Genomic DNA, 16,437 nt, shown 5'->3' with positions numbered 1-16,437 from the left:
CCCCGGAATCACATGCGGTTGAGGCGGCTGGGGTACAGCGGCGGCTGTCCCGGCCCCGTCGGGCCGAACTGCGAGCCGGTGGTGAGGTCCTGGCCCTGGAAGAGGGTGTTCGTGCCGCGCAGGGCCTTCAACTCGCCCTGCAGCTTGCCCATGAGCCGGCCCACCTGGCCCTGCCACACGGGCATCGCCTCGGACAGGCCCGCCTCCGTGGCCCAGCCGGAGAGCTTTTCCAGACCGGTGTCCGGCTTCAGCACACCCGCTCCGGGCGCCGTCACGCCGGGGGCCGTGGGGCCCACGAGCGGAGGCCGCACCGAACCGCCGCCGTCCGCCATCCGGCCCGCGGCCTGGGTGTCGGGCAGAAGGTGCTTCTCCATGAACGACGCGGCGCGCTTCTTGTCGCCCGCGGAGCTCGCGAGGTTCCCCTGGCCGCCGGCACCGCCGCCGCCCGGTCCGCCGCCGCCGTCGGCCTGGGCCAGGTTCATCTGCGGATCCGCGAATTCGCCGGAACTCATGGCCGGTTCCCTCCCGTTGGCACTTCCCCGTCCTCGGCGCCGGACACGGTGCCGAGCTGGTGCCCGGAAGGCACCTTACCGCGATCTGATCTGCGCTTTCGTCGGCGTGCACAACCGGCCGACGTTGATGTGTACAGACCCATCGGCCCACACCGTACGCGCTCGCGGGGCCCGTTCGTACGGCAGGTGGCCGGATCCCGCCCACAAATCGGACGAACAGCCTCCGAACGGGGGTGCACGGGTAGGCTGCGGCGGTGATCAGCACTGGGGTACGGGCGCGGCGCGCCCTCATCGGCGGCCTGGCCGCGGTCCTGACCGGAACGCTCCTCGCGGGCTGCGAGGGCGGCGGCCCGCTCGGCGACGCCAAGCAGTCGGATCCGCCCGCCCCTTCGGCGGGGTCCGGGACCGGTACGGGCCCGCTCGGCAATCCGGACGGTACGAAGCCGGGACTGGGGGCCGTCACCTCCGCGCAGGACAAGGCGAAGGCCAGGAAGCTGATCGGCACGGTGGCGGTCAAGGGCCGCGGGCCGAAGACCGGTTACGAGCGGGACGCGTTCGGCTACGCCTGGATGGACACCGCCGACGGGGTGCCACTGGCCCGGAACGGCTGCGACACGCGGAACGACCTGCTGAAGCGGGACGGCAAGGACCTCTCGTACCGCTCGGGCTCCGACTGCGTCGTCACGGAGATGACGCTGGACGACCCGTACACGGGCCGCACGCTGGACTGGCGCAAGCAGCAGGCCACGGCGGTGCAGATCGACCATGTGATCCCGCTGTCGTACAGCTGGCAGTTGGGGTCGGCGCGCTGGCCCGAGGACCGGCGGAAGCAGCTCGCCAACGACCCGCTCAATCTGCTGCCCGTCGACGGCCCGGCCAACAACGCCAAGCGCGACTCCGGACCCGCGTCGTGGCTGCCGCCGAGCAAGCGGATCCGCTGCGCGTACGTGACGCGGTTCGCGCAGGTCGCCGTCAAGTACGAATTGCCGGTCACCGGCGCGGACAAGCGGATGATGCTTGCGCAGTGCGGGGGGCGCTGAGCGCGCCGTCGCCGCCCCCCCCCGGAGTCGGATTGGCGGGTGCGGTTCGCGTTCTGGCCGTTCGCGCAGTTCCCCGCGCCCCTTATCGGCGCGCAGTTCCCCGCGCCCCTGGGGGCGCGTCGTCGGGCCCTTCGCGGGGCAAGGGACATCCGACACGGCTCGTTCCGCTTCCGGAGGCTTCCTGTGACCAGTACGCACACGCGGGCCGGCGCTCCCCCGCGCCGGGCCCTGGTGGCCGGCTCGGTGGGCAACTTCATCGAGTGGTACGAGTTCGGCGTCTACGGCTACTTCGCCACCGTCCTCGCCGCGAACTTCTTCACCCCGGACGGCGGCAGCGAGGTGGAGGGGCTCGTCAAGACGTATGCCGCGTTCGCGCTCGCGTTCTTCTTCCGGCCCGTCGGCGCGGCCCTGTTCGGCCGGCTCGGCGACCGGATCGGCCGCCGGCCGACCCTGATCCTGGTGCTGCTGATGATGACGGCCGCCACCACGCTGATCGGGGCACTGCCCACGTACGCGACGGCCGGTGCGGCCGCACCGTGGCTGCTGACCGCGCTGCGCGTGATTCAAGGGCTGTCCGCCGGCGGGGAGTTCGGCGGAGCCGTGGCGGTGATGACGGAGTTCGCGCCGACGGGGAAGCGCGGACTGTACGGAGCCTGGCAGTCGTTCACGGTGGGGCTGGGGCTGCTGGCCGGCGCCGGGGTCGCGGCTGTGCTGGCGACAGTCCTCGACGAGGGCACGCTGAACGGCTGGGGATGGCGGCTGCCGTTCCTGCTGACGCTGCCGCTCGGACTGGTCGCCCTGTGGGTGCGGCTCAAGCTCGACGAGACCCCCAACTTCGCCCGTACGCAGGGGCGTGAGGCCGCGGAACCCGACGCGCCGGAGCCGGAGGCGGTCACAGTGCCGTCCCGGGGCGAGACCCTGCGGGCGATCGTGCTGGGCGCCGGACGGATCATGGGCTGGTCGGCGGCGGGCTACACGTTCCTCGTCGTCATGCCGTCGTATCTGCAGTCCACGCTGGACGCCACGTTCCAGCAGGCGCTGATCGCGACGGCGCTCGCGAACGCCGGGTTCGCGGCCGTGATCCTGCCCGCCGGCTGGCTGAGCGACCGGATCGGACGGCGAGCGGTGATGCTGACGGGGGCCGTACTGGTGGCGGTGCTGTCCCTGCCGCTCCTCAACCTGCTGCAGGATCCGGACGCTTCGCGGGCCGCGCAGGGGGGCGCGGTGTTCACCGCCGGAGTAGTGGTCGGCCTGATGGCGGGCCCGGGCCCCGCGATGCTCGCGGAGATGTTCCCGACGACGGTGCGCTACACAGGCCTCGGCCTCGCGTACGCGCTGTCCAACGCGGTGTTCTCCGGCTGCGCGGGACTCCTCATCACGGAGGCCGTGAACCGTACGGGCAACACCGACATCCCCGCGTACTATGCGGCCGTGGCCTGCGCACTCAGCGCTCTGGCGCTGCTGTCGCTGCGCGGCGACGACCACCGCCGGGCACTGCGCGACTGACACCGGCGCGGGCCGGCGAGCTGAAGTGACGGGAAGGGAACGGCTGTTGCGCGTGATCGGCCTGATGTCGGGCACCTCCTACGACGGCATCGACGCCGCGGCGGCCGACCTCGTACGCGACGGCGACACGCTGACCCTCTCCCCGCTGGGCATGCTGACCGAGCAGTACGACGAAGACCTGCGCACGACGCTGGCCGACGCACTGCCCCCGGCCGCCACGACCCTGCACGACGTGTGCCGGCTGGACACGCGCATCGGGCAGGCCTTCGCGCGCGCCGCGGCCCGCGCCGACCGTGAACTGTGCGACGGGCGTGCCGACTTGGCGGTCTCCCACGGCCAGACGGTCTACCACTGGGTCGAGGACGGGCAGGTGCACGGCACGCTCCAGCTCGGCGAGCCGGCGTGGATCGCCGAGGCCACCGGGCTGCCCGTGGTGTCGGGCCTGCGCACCCGCGACGTGGCGGCGGGCGGCCAGGGCGCGCCACTGGTCAGCATCGTCGACCTGCTGTGGCTGCGCGGCCGCCCCGGCACACCCGTCGCCCTCAACCTCGGGGGCATCGCCAACGTGACGGCCGTACGCGACGACTCGCCCCTCGCCTTCGACACGGGCCCCGCCAACGCGCTGCTCGACGCGGCCGTCACCTGGCTCACCGACGGCCGCCTCCACTACGACAGGGACGGCGCCCTCGCGACGCGCGGAACGGTGCACGAACCGCTGCTCCGGGCCCTGCTGGACGAGCCGTACTACGCGCGGCCCGCGCCCAAGACGACCGGCAAGGAACTCTTCCATCTGCCCTATCTGCGGGCGGCACTCGACGGTTTCCGGCTGCCCGTGGAGGACGTCGTCGCGACGGTCACGAAGCTCACCGCCGTCACCGTCGCGGACGCCGTACGCGGGCTCGCCGCGACGGAGGTCGTCGCCTCCGGCGGCGGCATCCGCAACCCGGCCCTGATGGCCGTGCTGCGCGCCGAGTTGGGCGCGGACCTGCCCCTGCACACGTCGGACGCGCTCGGTCTGCCCTCGGCGGCCAAGGAGTCGTACGCGTTCGCCGTCCTCGGCTGGCTGACGGCCCACGGCCTGCCCGGGACGGTCCCCTCGTGCACGGGTGCCGGGCATGCTTCCGTACTGGGGGCCCTCACGCCGGGACGCGACGGTCTGCGTCTGCCTCCGCAGGACGACGCAAGACCCCCGGCACAGCTGCACATCAGTCACGTTCATGGGGGTGGTGCGTCGTAACGCTCGTTCAACGAGCATTTCGACGCACCAACCCCCTCGCCACCGCTACCTACTGCTGGCCCGCGAAGCGTGGGCGTTCCGGCGGGGTGAAGGCGGCCGCGTCGGCGTCGGTGAGCCGGTCAGGGGCGAAGCCCTCCAGCAGCGCGTCCCGTTCCCCGTACAGGATCTCCCTCGCGGCGAGGCGGCCCACCAGGGGTGCGAGGGTGATGCCGCTGTGGGTGGCCACGGTGTAGACCCGTCCCCGCAGGCCGGGTTCCCCGGTGCGGAGGAAGCCCGCCACCGTCAATCCGTCAGCCGGCATGGAGCGTTGACCGACCCTCATCGAGTCCACGCGGACTCCCTCCGCCCCGTGGAGGAGGTCCCCGAGGCGGGCCAGGAGCTCCGCGGCGAGGGGTCCGTCCGGCGCCGGCGGAGCGGCGGGGTCGGCGTGCACGTCGAGGTCGAGGCCCTGGAGGACGAGGCGGCCGCCGCCGTCCGGGCGGACGTTCAGCCGGGGCGTGGTCAGTACGGAGCGCAGCCGTGCCGCGGCGGGTGTGGTGTGGCCGAGGAGGCCGACGGTCGCGGAGCCGGCCGTGTCGGCGGCGGCCATCGGTACGGGCGTCCCGGTGAGGGACGTGGTGTCCGCGGTCCAGCGTCCGGTCGCCGTCACCACGCGGTCGGCGCGGTCCGTCGTGCCGTCGGCGAGCCGCAGCCGTACGCCTCCGGGCCCGGCGTCGAGGCCCACCACCTCGGCGGGGCACCGGAGTTCGGCGCCGTGGTCGCGGGCCTCGCCCCACAGTCGCGCGAGCAGCAGGTGCGGCAGGACGTACCCCTCGTCGGGGAAGAGCGCGATGTCCCGGACGCCGTCGGGCACCCGCAGGTCGGGCACCTGCCGCACGGCCTCGTCGGGGGTGATCCACCGCCACGGGTAGCCGCGGTCCGTCAACTCCTGGAGCGCTGACGCCAGTCGGGCGGTGCCGTCGGCGTCGGCGGCCCATTCGAGGTTGCCGCCGGGGAAGAACCAGCGGGGCGTGGGCCCCTCCGTGCGGGCCAGCTCGTGGTGTTCGGCGACGCCGGCGGTGTTGAGCGCGTGGTAGCGGAACGGGTTCTTGGCATGGGAGTTGACCCAGGCGAACGTCGTACCGGTGGTGCCGGCGGCGGGCGCGGACCGCTCGTACAGGGTGACTTGCGCGCCGTCGGCGGCGAGCGAGCGGGCTGTGGCGGCGCCGAGGACGCCGCCTCCGATCACGGCGACGGACGGGCGGCCGGCGGCGGGGCGGCGGCCTGCGGGGCGGGTGGTGGCGGTCATGCGGAGGTGCTCCGTTCCAGTGCGGGGTGGTCGTCCCCGGTGGGGGCTGCGGTGGGCCGGGGCCCGGCAGTGGCGGCGCACACCAGCAGTACCAGCACCGAGGCGGCGATTCCGTAGACGGCGTACGGCACGGTGGTGCCGGCGAGTTGGGCCGTGCCGCAGCCGACGAGCCCGGCGAGCATGGTGGCGAGGGCTGCGCGCGGGGTGAGCCGGAAGCGGCGGCGCAGCGCGTAGCCGAGGAAAACGGGTGCGGCGAGGGCCGCCGCCGAGTAGGCGTAGGTGGCGACGAGCCAGGTGAGCGCGCTGGGGAAGGCGATGGCCAGCGCGGCGGCGACGACGGTCACGGCGACGGTGCACAGCCGGGACAGGCTGACGAGTCTCCGGTCGGCGGCGCGGCCCCCGGCGACGTTGCGGTAGAGGTCGCGGACGACGTTGGTGACGACGGACTGCAGGGCGCTGCCGGACGTGGAGACGATGGTGGCGACGAGGAACGCGCCGTACGTGACGAGCAGCAGCGGCGGAAGCTGCGTGATGAGCCAGCCCGCCGCGTCCTCGGGGTTGTCGAGTCCGGGATGCCGGGCGCGTACGGAGAGGCCGATGGCCGCCGCGTAGACGCCGCCGACGAGGACGGTGAGCCCGCTGAGGACGATGCCGCGGCGTGCGTCGGAGAGCTTCGCCGTGGCGAAGATGCGCTGGTAGTAGAGCTGGTTGGTGAGGGTGCCGGGGAGGATCGCGGCGAGCCACAGCCACAGTTGCGCGCTGCCGGCGGCGAAGATGCCGCTCGGCTGCCAGAGCCGTTCGGGGACGTGTCCGGTGATGCCGCTCCAGCCGCCGGCGGCGTGCACGGCGTAGCCGGCCACGACGAGCGACATCACGATCTTGAAGATGCCGAAGACGAAGTCCGTCCAGGCGACGGACGTCAGCCCGCCGGGCAGCACGAAGAGCAGGGACGCGGCGGCGATGACGGCGATGAGCAGCGCCGGCGAGAGGCCGGTGAGCTGCCCGAACAGCTGGGAGAACGCCACGAATTGGGTCGCGAGCCAGCCGAACGGGACGACGAGCGAGCAGAGTCCGGCGAGAGCGACGACAGTGCGGTTGTGCCCGAAGAGCCGCGTGATGACGTCCGGAACGGTGGAGAAGCGCTGCCGGCGCAGCCAGCGCGCGAGGAAGGCGAGGCCGAAGAAGCCGAGGACGACGCAGAGTTCGTACGCGAAGACGGACCAGCCCGAGGCGTACGCGATGCCGACGTGGGCGATGAGGACACCGCCGCCGGACGCGGTGGCGAACTGCGTGATGACCACGACGACCAGCGGCAGCGACTCGTTGGCGGACAGCCAGTCCGTGGAGTCCTTGGCGCGACGCCCGAAGTAGACGGAGAGCAGGGCGCCGGCAGCGATGATCAGCAGGCCCGCGACGACGATGGCGGCGATCTGGGCGGTGGAGTGATGAGGCGTGTGAGGCATGGAGTCACACTCCGCGGGAGGGGGAAGGGGGTGGGGCTCGTTGGTGTGTGGGGGGTGCAGTTGCGGTGTGCGTGGTCGCTGTGCGCTGTGCGGGATGCGTTGTGTTGGGGGTGTGTTGCGGTGTGCGGGGGTGGGGCCGGTGGCTCCGGGGGACCCCGGGGCGCATGATTTACGGGCCGCGCTCCCCGTCACGTACGGGCTGGGGAGCCATTGGCTGTGCACGGCCCGAAAATCACGCTGTAGTGCCCCGGGGCGCCCCCTGCGCCCCCACCCCCACCCGCGACCACGCAAACGGTGAGGGAGAGGAGGGGGTGGGCCAGCCCCCGCCCCGGTGTGGGCAGCTGGTCCGCCCTGGGGGCGGAACGGGTGGGCACACCGGACCGCACCCGCGCAGGGAACGCACCCCGCACCCACCGCACGCGCCCCGGTGAGGGGCACACAACGGCGTGGGATCACGCAACCGTTGAGGTGGGAGGGGTGGGGTGCCCACTTCGCTTCTGGGCTCAGGTGCTGAAGCGGCTCGGGGCCAGGAAGGCGAGGTCGGGCCCCGTCGGCTTGCCGTCCGTCAGCTGCTCGGCGACCAAGTCGCCGAACGCGGGGGCGAGCTTGAAGCCGTGGCCCGAAAAGCCCGCCAGGAGTGTCGCGTTGGCGGCACCGGGGAGCCGCCCGACGAGGGCGTGCTCGTCGGAGGTGAAGGCTTCCGCGAAGACGCCGATCCGCACCGGGTGTGGCACCAGCCCCGGCAGCAGCGCGTCGACGGCCGCGGACGCGGCCCGCGCGGAGCCGGCGTCGGCGGTACGGGGCAGCGCGTCCGGTCCCGCGAGGTCGGGCCAGCCGAGATGGTGCGGGACGATCTTCACGGAGGTGCCGTCGAGGACGGGGAAGCAGGAGAACCCGGCGTCGGTGTGCCGCCTGACGGCCACGGGCAGCCGGTCCGTACTGTGCGCCGGCACGTCGCGCGCCGCGAACCAGTAGGCGGTGATCTGCCGTGCCGCCAGGGGCAGTTGGGCCAGGCGGGCGAAGGAGCGCGCCCACGGTCCGGGGCAGAGCACGACGTGGTCCACGTCGTACGGGCCGCCCTCGGCGGTGATCCGCCAGCCGTCGCCGCGTTCCGTGAGGTCGGCGACGGGGTGGTACGGCAGCAGCCGGGCGCCGTGTGCCGCGGCGCGGTGCAGCGCGGCCTGTACGGAGGGTTCGGGGCGGAGCACGCCGGCCTGCGGGTCGAGGACGGCGATCTCGCCGTCGTCCAGCCGGTGCTGCGGGTAGCGGCGGCGGGCCTCCGCGGTGTCCAGCACCTCGTGCGGCAGGCCGTGTTCCTCGGCACTGCGGCGTACGGCGCGCAGGTCGGGATGGTCCTCGGGGCCGAGGGTGAGGCCGCCGCACAGGGTCAACAGGTCGCGTTCCGCGTCCTGTTCGAGGTCGCGCCACAGGGCGTACGCGTGGCGGAGCAGCGGAACGTAGGCGGAACCCTCCTTGTAGGCGGTGCGGAAGATGCGGGACTCGCCGGCGGAGGCGCCGCGGTCGTGTCCCGGGCCGTAGGCGTCGAAGGCGAGGACGTCGGCGCCGCGCGCGGCGAGCCGCCAGGCGGTCATGGCGCCGACGACTCCGGTGCCGACGACGGCGACGCGCGGGGCCGGGCCTCCGGGCGCGGCTGCTCGGGGTGCGGAAACGGGCATGGTGGGACCGTTCCTTCCGTTGCGGGGACCCGGGGGCGGCGGCCGCTCAGGGGCCGCCCGGCAGATCCAGCACCGACTGCTCGACGTAGAACTCGGTGACGCCCGGGCGCATCAAGTGCCACATGGCTTCGGCGAGTCGTCCGTCGGCGAGCCAGGTCAGCCTCCGGAGCCGGAGCACGGGGGTGCCTGCCGGGGTGTCCAGCAGGGCGGCCGTGTCCTCGTCGAGGACGTCCGGCTCCACGTACATCCGGGAGGTGCTGACCGGGACGCCGGTGCGGTGGAAGTAGTGCAGGACAGTGAGCTGTTCGAGGTCCTCGCCGAGCAGGCGGGGAGCCAGTGCGAAGGGGACGGCGGTGAGTTCGGCGGCGAGGGGCGCACCCCGCTCGTCGTACTTGGTGCGGCGCAGTTCGCTGACGGGGGTACCGGGGTCGATGCCGGGCAGGGTGACCCCGGCGTCGGACGCGGGGACGACCCGGGCCGACCGGACAGTGTGCGGCCCGTGCACCTCGGGACCGGTCTGCCGCATGTCGGTGAACCGCAGCAGGTTCTCCCGGCGGGCGCCGTCGGCGACGAAGGTCCCCCGTCGCCTGTAGCGCACCACCAGTCCGGCGCGGGCGAGTTCGTGCAGGGCGCGCTGCGCGGTGGCGCGGCTGACCCCGTACCGCTCCTGCAGCTCGGCCTCGGTGGGGATCCGGGAGCCGGGCGGCAGTTCGCCCGTGTGGATCCGCGCCTCGATCTCGGCCCGGATCCGCTGGTACTTGGGTACGGCCATTTCTTTGATCCAACCATTCGCCAATTGACCGGTCAATAGCTGCGGCACGCTTCGCGCTCCGCGAGTGGCCGCGTGTGCCGACTCGTGTGCCCCGCCCGGGTGTTGGGCGGCCGCGGCTCATGCTGTGCCCGGCGCCGCGCGGTTCCCCGCACCCCTTCGGGGCGCGGTTCCGTCCGGGTACGTGCCTGTCAGGCCATGCCGCCGCAGTCGCGCAGGACGCGCGCCGCATTGTCGTGCAGGACCTGGCGCAGCCAGTCGTCCCCCAGGTCCAGCCGGTCCAGCGCGGCGAGCTGATCGGCGTACGGGTAGGGGATGTTGGGGAAGTCCGAGCCGAGGACGATGCGGTCCGCGAGGGCCTTGAGCTGGGTGCGCAGCTCCGGCGGGAAGGGCGCGATGCGCTCCGTGTAGTCGGTGAAGACCATCGTCGTGTCCAGCAGGATGTTCGGGTACCGGTCGGCGAGTTCCAGGAACTCCGCGTAGTCCGGCATCCCCATGTGGGCGATCACCAGCACGAGATCCGGATGCCGGCGCAGCACGTCCTCGATGGGGCCCGCGCCGGTCACCCGGCCGGGCTCGGGCCCGTGGCCGCAGTGGCAGACGACGGGCACGCGCGCGTCTTCGAGCATGCCCCACACCGGGTCCAGCAGCGGGTCCCTCGGGTCGTAACCGCCCACCTGCACATGGGACTTGAAGACGCGCGCGCCGTCGCGCAGCGCCTCCCCCACGTAGTCGCCTGCGCCCGGTTCGGGGAAGAACGTGCCCGAGGGGATGCAGCCCTCCGTGGCGGCGGCGAAGTCCCGCGCCCAGCCGTTGAGCCAGGTCGCCATGCCTGGCTTGTGCGGGTACGACAGGGCGGTGAAACGGCCGACGCCCAACTGCCGCAGCCGTCGGACGCGTTCCTCGTCGGGCAGCCGGTAGTGGACGGGCCAGCCGACGCCGAACCGTTCCTCGGCGGCGTCGAAGTACTGCCACACCTTGCGCATGACCCGGTCGGGCATGAAGTGCACGTGCAGATCGATGAGTTCGTCGAGGCCCAGCGCGTCACGGAACGCCGGCACCCCCTCGTCGGTCAGCTCCACGCCCCGCCCTCCGTTCCCTGGCCCTTCCCCACACCCCCACCCCAGCACGCTCCCCGCGGCGCGAAAAGCCCCCGGTGGGGATGGGGAGGGGACTGTGGGGCGGGGCGCCGGGCAAGAGGCTGGGGTGAGACGGGGCTAGGCCTCGGGGCGGGGCCGGGCGAGCCGGCCGGTGAGGAGTCAGATTGCGCGAGACGGGCGGCCGCCGGGGGGCGGCAGCCGCCGGGGCCGCGGGGCGGGCGGACAGGGGGCGGGAGCCGCCGGGGGCGCGAGCCGTTCGGGGCGGGGTCGGGGCGCGGGGCCGAGGCCGCTCCGGGGTGGGGCTGTGGTCTTGTGTGCCGGGTGGGGGGTGCTTAGCGTTCCGGCTCAGGGCAGCCGCCGCGTCGCCGAGTGAGGTCTCCATGCCGTTGAACGGACACGTCTCCTTCTGGTACCGCCAGACCGGCTTCCCCGTGCGCCGCCCGCCCCTGGACGGGGACCTCGACTGCGACGTGTGCGTCGTCGGCGGCGGCTTCACGGGGCTGTGGACCGCGTACTACCTGAAGAAGGCCGACCCGACGCTCGACATCGCCGTCGTGGAGCGGGAGTTCGCGGGGTTCGGCGCGTCCGGGCGGAACGCCGGCTGGCTCAGCAGCAAGATCGCGGGCTCCGCCGGCACGTACGCGCGGGCACGCGGCCGGGATGCCGTGCTGCGCATGCAGCGGGCCATGGAGGAGACCGTCGACGAGGTGATCTCCGTGGCCGCCGCGGAGTCGGTCGACGCGGACATCGTCAAGAGCGGCTACCTCACTGTCGCGCACCGTCCCGCCCAACTCCCGCGGCTGCGCGCCGCGTACGAGTCGGCCGCGCGCTGGGGCGTGCACGACCAGAAATGGCTCGACGCCGGCGAACTCGCCGGACGCGTACGGCTGGACGGCGCCCTCGCCGCCATCCACAACCCGCACTGCGCCCGCGTCCAGCCCGCCCGGCTGGTACGCGGCCTGGCCGCCGCCGTGGAGGCGCTCGGCGTGCGCGTCGTGGAGTCCACGCCCGTGACCGCGATCGCGCCGGGCCGCGCCGTCACCCCCTTCGGCACGGTGCGCGCGCCCCGGATCCTGCGCGCCACCGAGGGGTTCACCAGCAGTCTGGACGGCGAGCGCCGCACCTGGCTGCCGATGAACTCCTCGATGATCGTGACGGAGCCGCTCTCCGCGGAGCAGTGGGAAAGCATCGGCTGGCAGGGCCAGGAGCTGCTGAGCGACATCACCCACGCGTACACGTACGGGCAGCGCACGGCGGACGGCCGTATCGCGGTCGGCGGACGCGGAGTTCCGTACCGGTTCGGCTCCCGCACCGACCGTTCAGGCCGCACCAGTGCCCGGACGGTGCAAGCGCTGCGGGACATCCTCACCGGGTTCTTCCCGGTGACCGCCGGGGTGCGCGTCGACCACGCCTGGTCGGGCGTGCTGGCGGTGCCCCGCGACTGGTGCGCCTCCGTCGACTTCGACCCCGGGACCGGACTCGGCTGGGCCGGCGGCTACGTCGGGCACGGTGTGGCGGCCACGAACCTCGCGGGGCGCACGTTGCGCGATCTCGTGCTGGGCCGGGACACGGAGCTGACGGGGCTGCCCTGGGTGGGCCACCGCACCCGCGCCTGGGAGCCCGAACCGGCCCGCTGGCTGGGCGTGCACGGCATGTACGCGGCGTACCGCGCCGCCGACCGCGCCGAGGCGGCCCGCCGCACCACGACCTCCCCCATCGCCCGCGTCGCCGACCGCATCTCGGGCCGGTGACCGGCGGGCGGTGAACGGCGCCGGTGACCGGCAAGCGGTGAGAGGCCCCGCGGGTCAGTCCGTACGGGCCTCCGCTCGCTCCTTGGTGCCGTTCTGCGCCGGGAGGCTCGCCGGCGCCGGGGACGCGGCGCGGGCTGAACGGCGCCCGGGGCACCACCAGTTGGCGCGGCCCGTCAGGCGCATCACCGCGGGGACGAGGAGGCCGCGCACCAGGGTGGCGTCGACGAGGACGGCCAGGGCGAGGCCCACGCCGAGCTCCTTGAGCATCAGCACCCGCGAGGTGGCGAGGGCGCCCATGGCGACGGCCACCGCCAGGGCCGCCGCGGTGAACAGCCGGCCGGTGCGGGCGATGCCGTGTACGACGGCATACGTGTTGTCGCCGGTCTCCCTGTAGGCCTCCTGGATGCGGGAGACGAGGAAGAGTTCGTAGTCCACAGCGAGCCCGAAGGCGACGCAGAACAGCAGTATCGGGATGGTCATGTCGAGCCTGCCCGACGCGGTGAAGTCGCCCACCAGCGCGTACAGATTGCCGTCCTGGAAGATGTGCACGACCGCGCCGAAGGCCGCGGTGAGGCTGAGCGCGCCCACGGCGACGACCTTGAGCGGCACGAGGACGCTGCGGGTGAACAGGAAGACCAGCAGCGCCGTCCCCGCCGCGGCGAGGCCCGCCGCCCAGGGCAGCCGCGCGGTCAACGCGTCGCGGGAGTCGGCCACTTCGGCGGCACGCCCGGCGACGTACGCGGGGCCGGGCGCGTCCGCGTCCCGTACGTGCCGCACCAGTCCGGCGGCCTCGGGGGACTGCGGGTCGGCACGCGTGGTGACGGCGAGGACCGTACCGCGGCCGGAACCTGCGGCGGCGGCACGGGAGTCGGGACCCGGCGCCACACGGCGCCCGTCCCGGTACGTTCCCGTCGCGGCGCGCACGCCCGACGCGTCCGGCAGCGCGGACAGCCGCCGCGCGTACCCGTCGACGGCCGCCGGGTCCTCACGTGTCGCCGCCCCGCGCGCCGCGGCCGCCTCCGGGAGGGTGACGGTCAGCGTGCCGTCCGGGGAGGCGGCGAAGTCGCGCTGGAGGGCGTCCGCCGTGGAGTGCGCCTGTGAGGTCGCGGGGAGGATCTTCGCGTCGGGCAGCCCGAGTTGTACGTGCCCGAACGGCACGACCATCGCCGCGAGCAGCAGCGCGCAGCCCAGTCCGTACGGCACGGGCCGGCGGGTGACGGCCTCCGCCGTGCGCCGCCACAGCGGGCTGTCGCCGCCGACGGTGGGCCGCGGGGCCCAGCGCAGCCGGGCGAGCGGGTCGAGCCGCCCGACGCGGTCCCCGAGCAGGACGAGGCAGGCGGGCAGCACGGTCAGCGCGGCCACGGCGGACAGGGAGACGACGAGCATGCCAGCGTACGCCATGGACCGCAGGAAGGGGAAGGGGAAGAGCAGCAGCGCGGCGAGCGCGGCCGTCACGATGCAGGCGGAGACGGCGACCGTACGTCCCGCGGTGCGCAGGCTCCGCTGGACGGCGAGCGGCGGCGGCAGCCCGCGGGCGGTCTCCTCGCGGAAGCGGGAGACGAGGAACAGGGCGTAGTCGACGGCGAGTCCGAAGCCGAGCGCCCCGATGAGGTTCACGGCGAACACGGACACGTCGGTGAGCTCGGTGAGCGGGCGCAGCACGGCCGCGGCCCCCACGACGGAGATCCCGCCGAGCAGGACGGGCAGCGCCGCGGCGACCACGGAGCGGAAGGCGAGGGCGAGGAGGACGAACGTGAGGGGGCCCGCGATGAGTTCGGCGCGCAGCAGGTCGTGCCGCGCCTGCCGGGAGGCGTCCGCGGTGATCCACGCGGCTCCGGTGGCGCGGACGGTGACCGCGCCCCGCTCTCCGGTGTAGTGCGGGACGAGCCGTTCGGCGGTGTGTGCCGAGTCATTGTCGTCGCCGTGCAGCCGGGCGAGGATCAGCGCGCTGCGGCCGTCCTCCGCGAGCAGCGCGGGGTCGCGCCCCGCCCAGTACGACCGCACGCTGTCCACGCCCTGTTCGGCGGCGAGCCGGCGGGCGAGCCGTTCGCCGTCCCGGGCCGCGGCCGGTGCCGTCGCCGCCCGCGCGGACCCCGGCCCGGCGGCGGACGGGCGTACGAGCAGGGCGAGTTCGGCCCGGTCGGCGCCGTACGGGGCGGCCGCCGCCTCGTCCCGCTCGGCGCGGGTGCCCGTCGCGGCGTACCCGCCGGCGGCCAGCCGGTCGCCGAGACCGGCGGCGACGCCCGCGCACAGGACGCACAGCAGCGCGGTCAGCACCAGGACCGGTACGGGGCGGCGTACCGGCCACGACGTGCGGGCCCGGTCCCGGCCCGGCACGGTACGGCGCGGCTGTCCTGTCACGGCGCGGCGAAGCTGCCTTGTCACGGCGCTGCGAGGCTGCTCTGTCACGGCGCGGCGAGGATGAGGACGGCGTTCTGGCCGCCGAAACCGAGGGAGTTGGAGACGACGGCCTCCATCTCCCGGGGGCGGGGCACCTTGGCGACGACGTCGAGCCCGAGCTCGGGGTCGGGCCGGTCGAGGTTGGCGGTGGGCGGGATGAGCTGGTGTTCCAGGGTGAGGACGCTGATGACGGCCTCGATGGCGCCGGCCCCTCCGATGGCGTGTCCGAGGATGCTCTTGTTGGCGGTCACCGGGGGCGGGGTGCCGAAGACCCGGTGCAGGGCGCGGGCTTCGACGGAGTCGTTGGTGCGGGTGGCGGTGCCGTGCGCGTTGACGTGCGCGATGTCGCGGGGGGACATCCCGGCGTCCTGGAAGGCGGCGGTGGTGGCCCGTTCCAGTCCCGCACCCTCCGGGTGCGGCGAGGTCGGGTGGTGGGCGTCGGCGGAGAGCCCGTAGCCGGCGAGGTGGGCGCGGACGGGGGCGCGGCGTGCGCGGGCGTGTTCGGCGCGTTCCAGCACGAGCAGTCCGGCGCCCTCGCCGAGGACGAAGCCGTCGCGGTCGGCGTCGAACGGCCGGGAGGCGCCCTCCGGATCGTGCCCGCGGGTGGACAGCGCCGTCATCCGGGAGAAGGCGAGACTGGTCATCGGGCTGGAGCGGGGCGACTCGCTGCCGCCGGCGAGCACGATGTCGCAGGCGCCCGCCTCGAGGAGGGCCTTGGCCGTGCCGATGGCCGTGGCGCCGGAGGCGCAGGCCGTGCTGACGGCCAGGTTCGGGCCGCGGGCGCCGAGGGCGATACCCACTTCGCCCGCGGCCATGTTGGGGACACTGCGCGGCAGGGCGAGCGGGGAGACCCGGCGCAGCGCGCCCGACTCGACGTGCCGGAACTCCGGATGCCAGGTCTCCATGCTGGTCGAGCCGACGCCGATGAGGACGCCGACGCGGTCGCCGTTCCAGCTGTCCGGGTCGAGGCCGGCGTCGGTGACGGCCTGCCGGGCTGCGCAGACGGCGAGTTGGACGAAGCGGTCCATCCGCCACGCGCCGCGGCCCGCCGCGGCGACCGGGTCGAAGTCGTCGAGGTGGCAGGAGAAGTCGACCGGCATGCCCGCGAGGGCCGGGTCGGTGCGGCAGACGGAGCGGCCGGCACACAGGGTCTCCCAGTTCTGCCGGGTGCCGGTGCCGGCGGGGGTCACCAGGCCGAGCCCGGTGACGGCGATCCCCTCCCGCTTCACCGCGCGCCCTGCCCTGCCGTGGTCGCCGCTCCCTGGCTGCCGTCGAGGCCGTGACTGCCGTCGAGCGCGCCGTCGTCCCCGCCGGAACCGAAGCTCCGCTCCAGCCAGACGGCGACCTCGGCGAGGGTGCTGTCCGGCCCGGGACCGTCCGGGCCCTCCAACTCCACCGGCTGCTCGTACTCGTTCTCCAGGATCGTGACCAGCTCCAGCAGGGCCAGTGAATCCAGCCCCACTCCGCTGAGCGTCGACTGCGGTGTCAACTCCTCTTCGGGAACGTTGAATTGCCCGGTGAGCTGTTCTACGAGTACGCGGTACATGTCCGGCATCGGCGAATCCCACATTTCAGCTGCTCGGCGAATTTCTGCGCCGGAAACTATCAGCGCACGCGGACCCTGTGAGCAGGACACGCACCCCGGTGCGCCGGTCATACGAAGCCCATGATGCGGACAGCGGGAAATGCAATCAT

13 protein-coding genes are annotated in these 16,437 nt (G+C 73.9%); 4 read left to right on the top strand and 9 right to left on the bottom strand.

Annotated features, from left to right (window positions below; genetic code table 11):
• Positions 1–8: 8 nt before the first annotated feature.
• Positions 9–512: a hypothetical protein gene (locus tag AC3AGO_RS27860; protein WP_487822988.1), complete on the bottom strand. Its 504-nt coding sequence runs from the start codon at positions 510–512 to the stop codon at positions 9–11.
• Positions 513–766: 254 nt separating this feature from the next.
• Between AC3AGO_RS27860 and AC3AGO_RS27855 the strand changes: the two genes are divergently transcribed.
• The 3 genes from AC3AGO_RS27855 to AC3AGO_RS27845 all read left to right on the top strand — a co-directional run bounded on the left by AC3AGO_RS27855 (position 767) and on the right by AC3AGO_RS27845 (position 4,295).
• Complete coding sequence (locus tag AC3AGO_RS27855) at positions 767–1,552, top strand: HNH endonuclease family protein (RefSeq protein WP_487822987.1); 786 nt, start codon at positions 767–769, stop codon at positions 1,550–1,552.
• Between the two features lie 183 nt (positions 1,553–1,735).
• On the top strand, positions 1,736–3,058 hold the full coding sequence (locus AC3AGO_RS27850; RefSeq protein ID WP_487822986.1) for an MFS transporter: 1,323 nt from the start codon (positions 1,736–1,738) through the stop codon (positions 3,056–3,058).
• A gap of 46 nt (positions 3,059–3,104) precedes the next feature.
• Positions 3,105–4,295: an anhydro-N-acetylmuramic acid kinase gene (locus tag AC3AGO_RS27845; protein WP_487822985.1), complete on the top strand. Its 1,191-nt coding sequence runs from the start codon at positions 3,105–3,107 to the stop codon at positions 4,293–4,295.
• Positions 4,296–4,344: 49 nt separating this feature from the next.
• Here the strand turns inward: AC3AGO_RS27845 and AC3AGO_RS27840 are convergent, their stop codons facing one another.
• The 5 genes from AC3AGO_RS27840 to AC3AGO_RS27820 form a co-directional block, all read right to left on the bottom strand.
• Entirely contained in the window at positions 4,345–5,583 is a 1,239-nt protein-coding gene (locus tag AC3AGO_RS27840; protein WP_487822984.1) for an NAD(P)/FAD-dependent oxidoreductase, read from the bottom strand.
• A complete protein-coding gene (locus AC3AGO_RS27835) occupies positions 5,580–7,046 on the bottom strand; it encodes a sodium:solute symporter family protein (RefSeq protein WP_487822983.1) in 1,467 nt (488 codons plus the stop codon). Before AC3AGO_RS27835 ends, AC3AGO_RS27840 begins: the two co-directional genes overlap by 4 nt.
• Before the next feature lie 503 nt (positions 7,047–7,549).
• On the bottom strand, positions 7,550–8,722 hold the full coding sequence (gene solA / locus AC3AGO_RS27830; RefSeq protein ID WP_487822982.1) for an N-methyl-L-tryptophan oxidase: 1,173 nt from the start codon (positions 8,720–8,722) through the stop codon (positions 7,550–7,552).
• A gap of 46 nt (positions 8,723–8,768) precedes the next feature.
• Positions 8,769–9,494 (bottom strand): GntR family transcriptional regulator, encoded by a 726-nt coding sequence (locus AC3AGO_RS27825; protein ID WP_487822981.1) that lies wholly within the window; start codon positions 9,492–9,494, stop codon positions 8,769–8,771.
• 188 nt (positions 9,495–9,682) lie between these two features.
• Positions 9,683–10,573, bottom strand: coding sequence for an amidohydrolase family protein (locus AC3AGO_RS27820; RefSeq protein ID WP_487822980.1), 891 nt, complete (start codon positions 10,571–10,573; stop codon positions 9,683–9,685).
• Between the two features lie 398 nt (positions 10,574–10,971).
• Here AC3AGO_RS27820 and AC3AGO_RS27815 point away from each other — a divergent pair, with 398 nt between their 5' ends.
• Positions 10,972–12,342, top strand: coding sequence for an NAD(P)/FAD-dependent oxidoreductase (locus AC3AGO_RS27815; RefSeq protein ID WP_487822979.1), 1,371 nt, complete (start codon positions 10,972–10,974; stop codon positions 12,340–12,342).
• A gap of 54 nt (positions 12,343–12,396) precedes the next feature.
• On the opposite strand, the gene AC3AGO_RS27810 is transcribed toward AC3AGO_RS27815, so the two are convergent.
• The 3 genes from AC3AGO_RS27810 to AC3AGO_RS27800 are packed head-to-tail and all read right to left on the bottom strand — an operon-like array spanning position 12,397 to position 16,297.
• Positions 12,397–14,727 (bottom strand): MMPL family transporter, encoded by a 2,331-nt coding sequence (locus AC3AGO_RS27810; protein ID WP_487822978.1) that lies wholly within the window; start codon positions 14,725–14,727, stop codon positions 12,397–12,399.
• A gap of 20 nt (positions 14,728–14,747) precedes the next feature.
• A complete protein-coding gene (locus AC3AGO_RS27805) occupies positions 14,748–15,971 on the bottom strand; it encodes a beta-ketoacyl-[acyl-carrier-protein] synthase family protein (protein WP_487822977.1) in 1,224 nt (407 codons plus the stop codon).
• Positions 15,968–16,297: an acyl carrier protein gene (locus AC3AGO_RS27800; RefSeq protein ID WP_487822976.1), complete on the bottom strand. Its 330-nt coding sequence runs from the start codon at positions 16,295–16,297 to the stop codon at positions 15,968–15,970. Before AC3AGO_RS27800 ends, AC3AGO_RS27805 begins: the two co-directional genes overlap by 4 nt.
• Between the last annotated feature and the right edge of the window lie 140 nt (positions 16,298–16,437).

Source organism: Streptomyces sp. BL1 (assembly GCF_057628045.1).
This window is presented reverse-complemented; position numbering and strand designations above follow the sequence as displayed.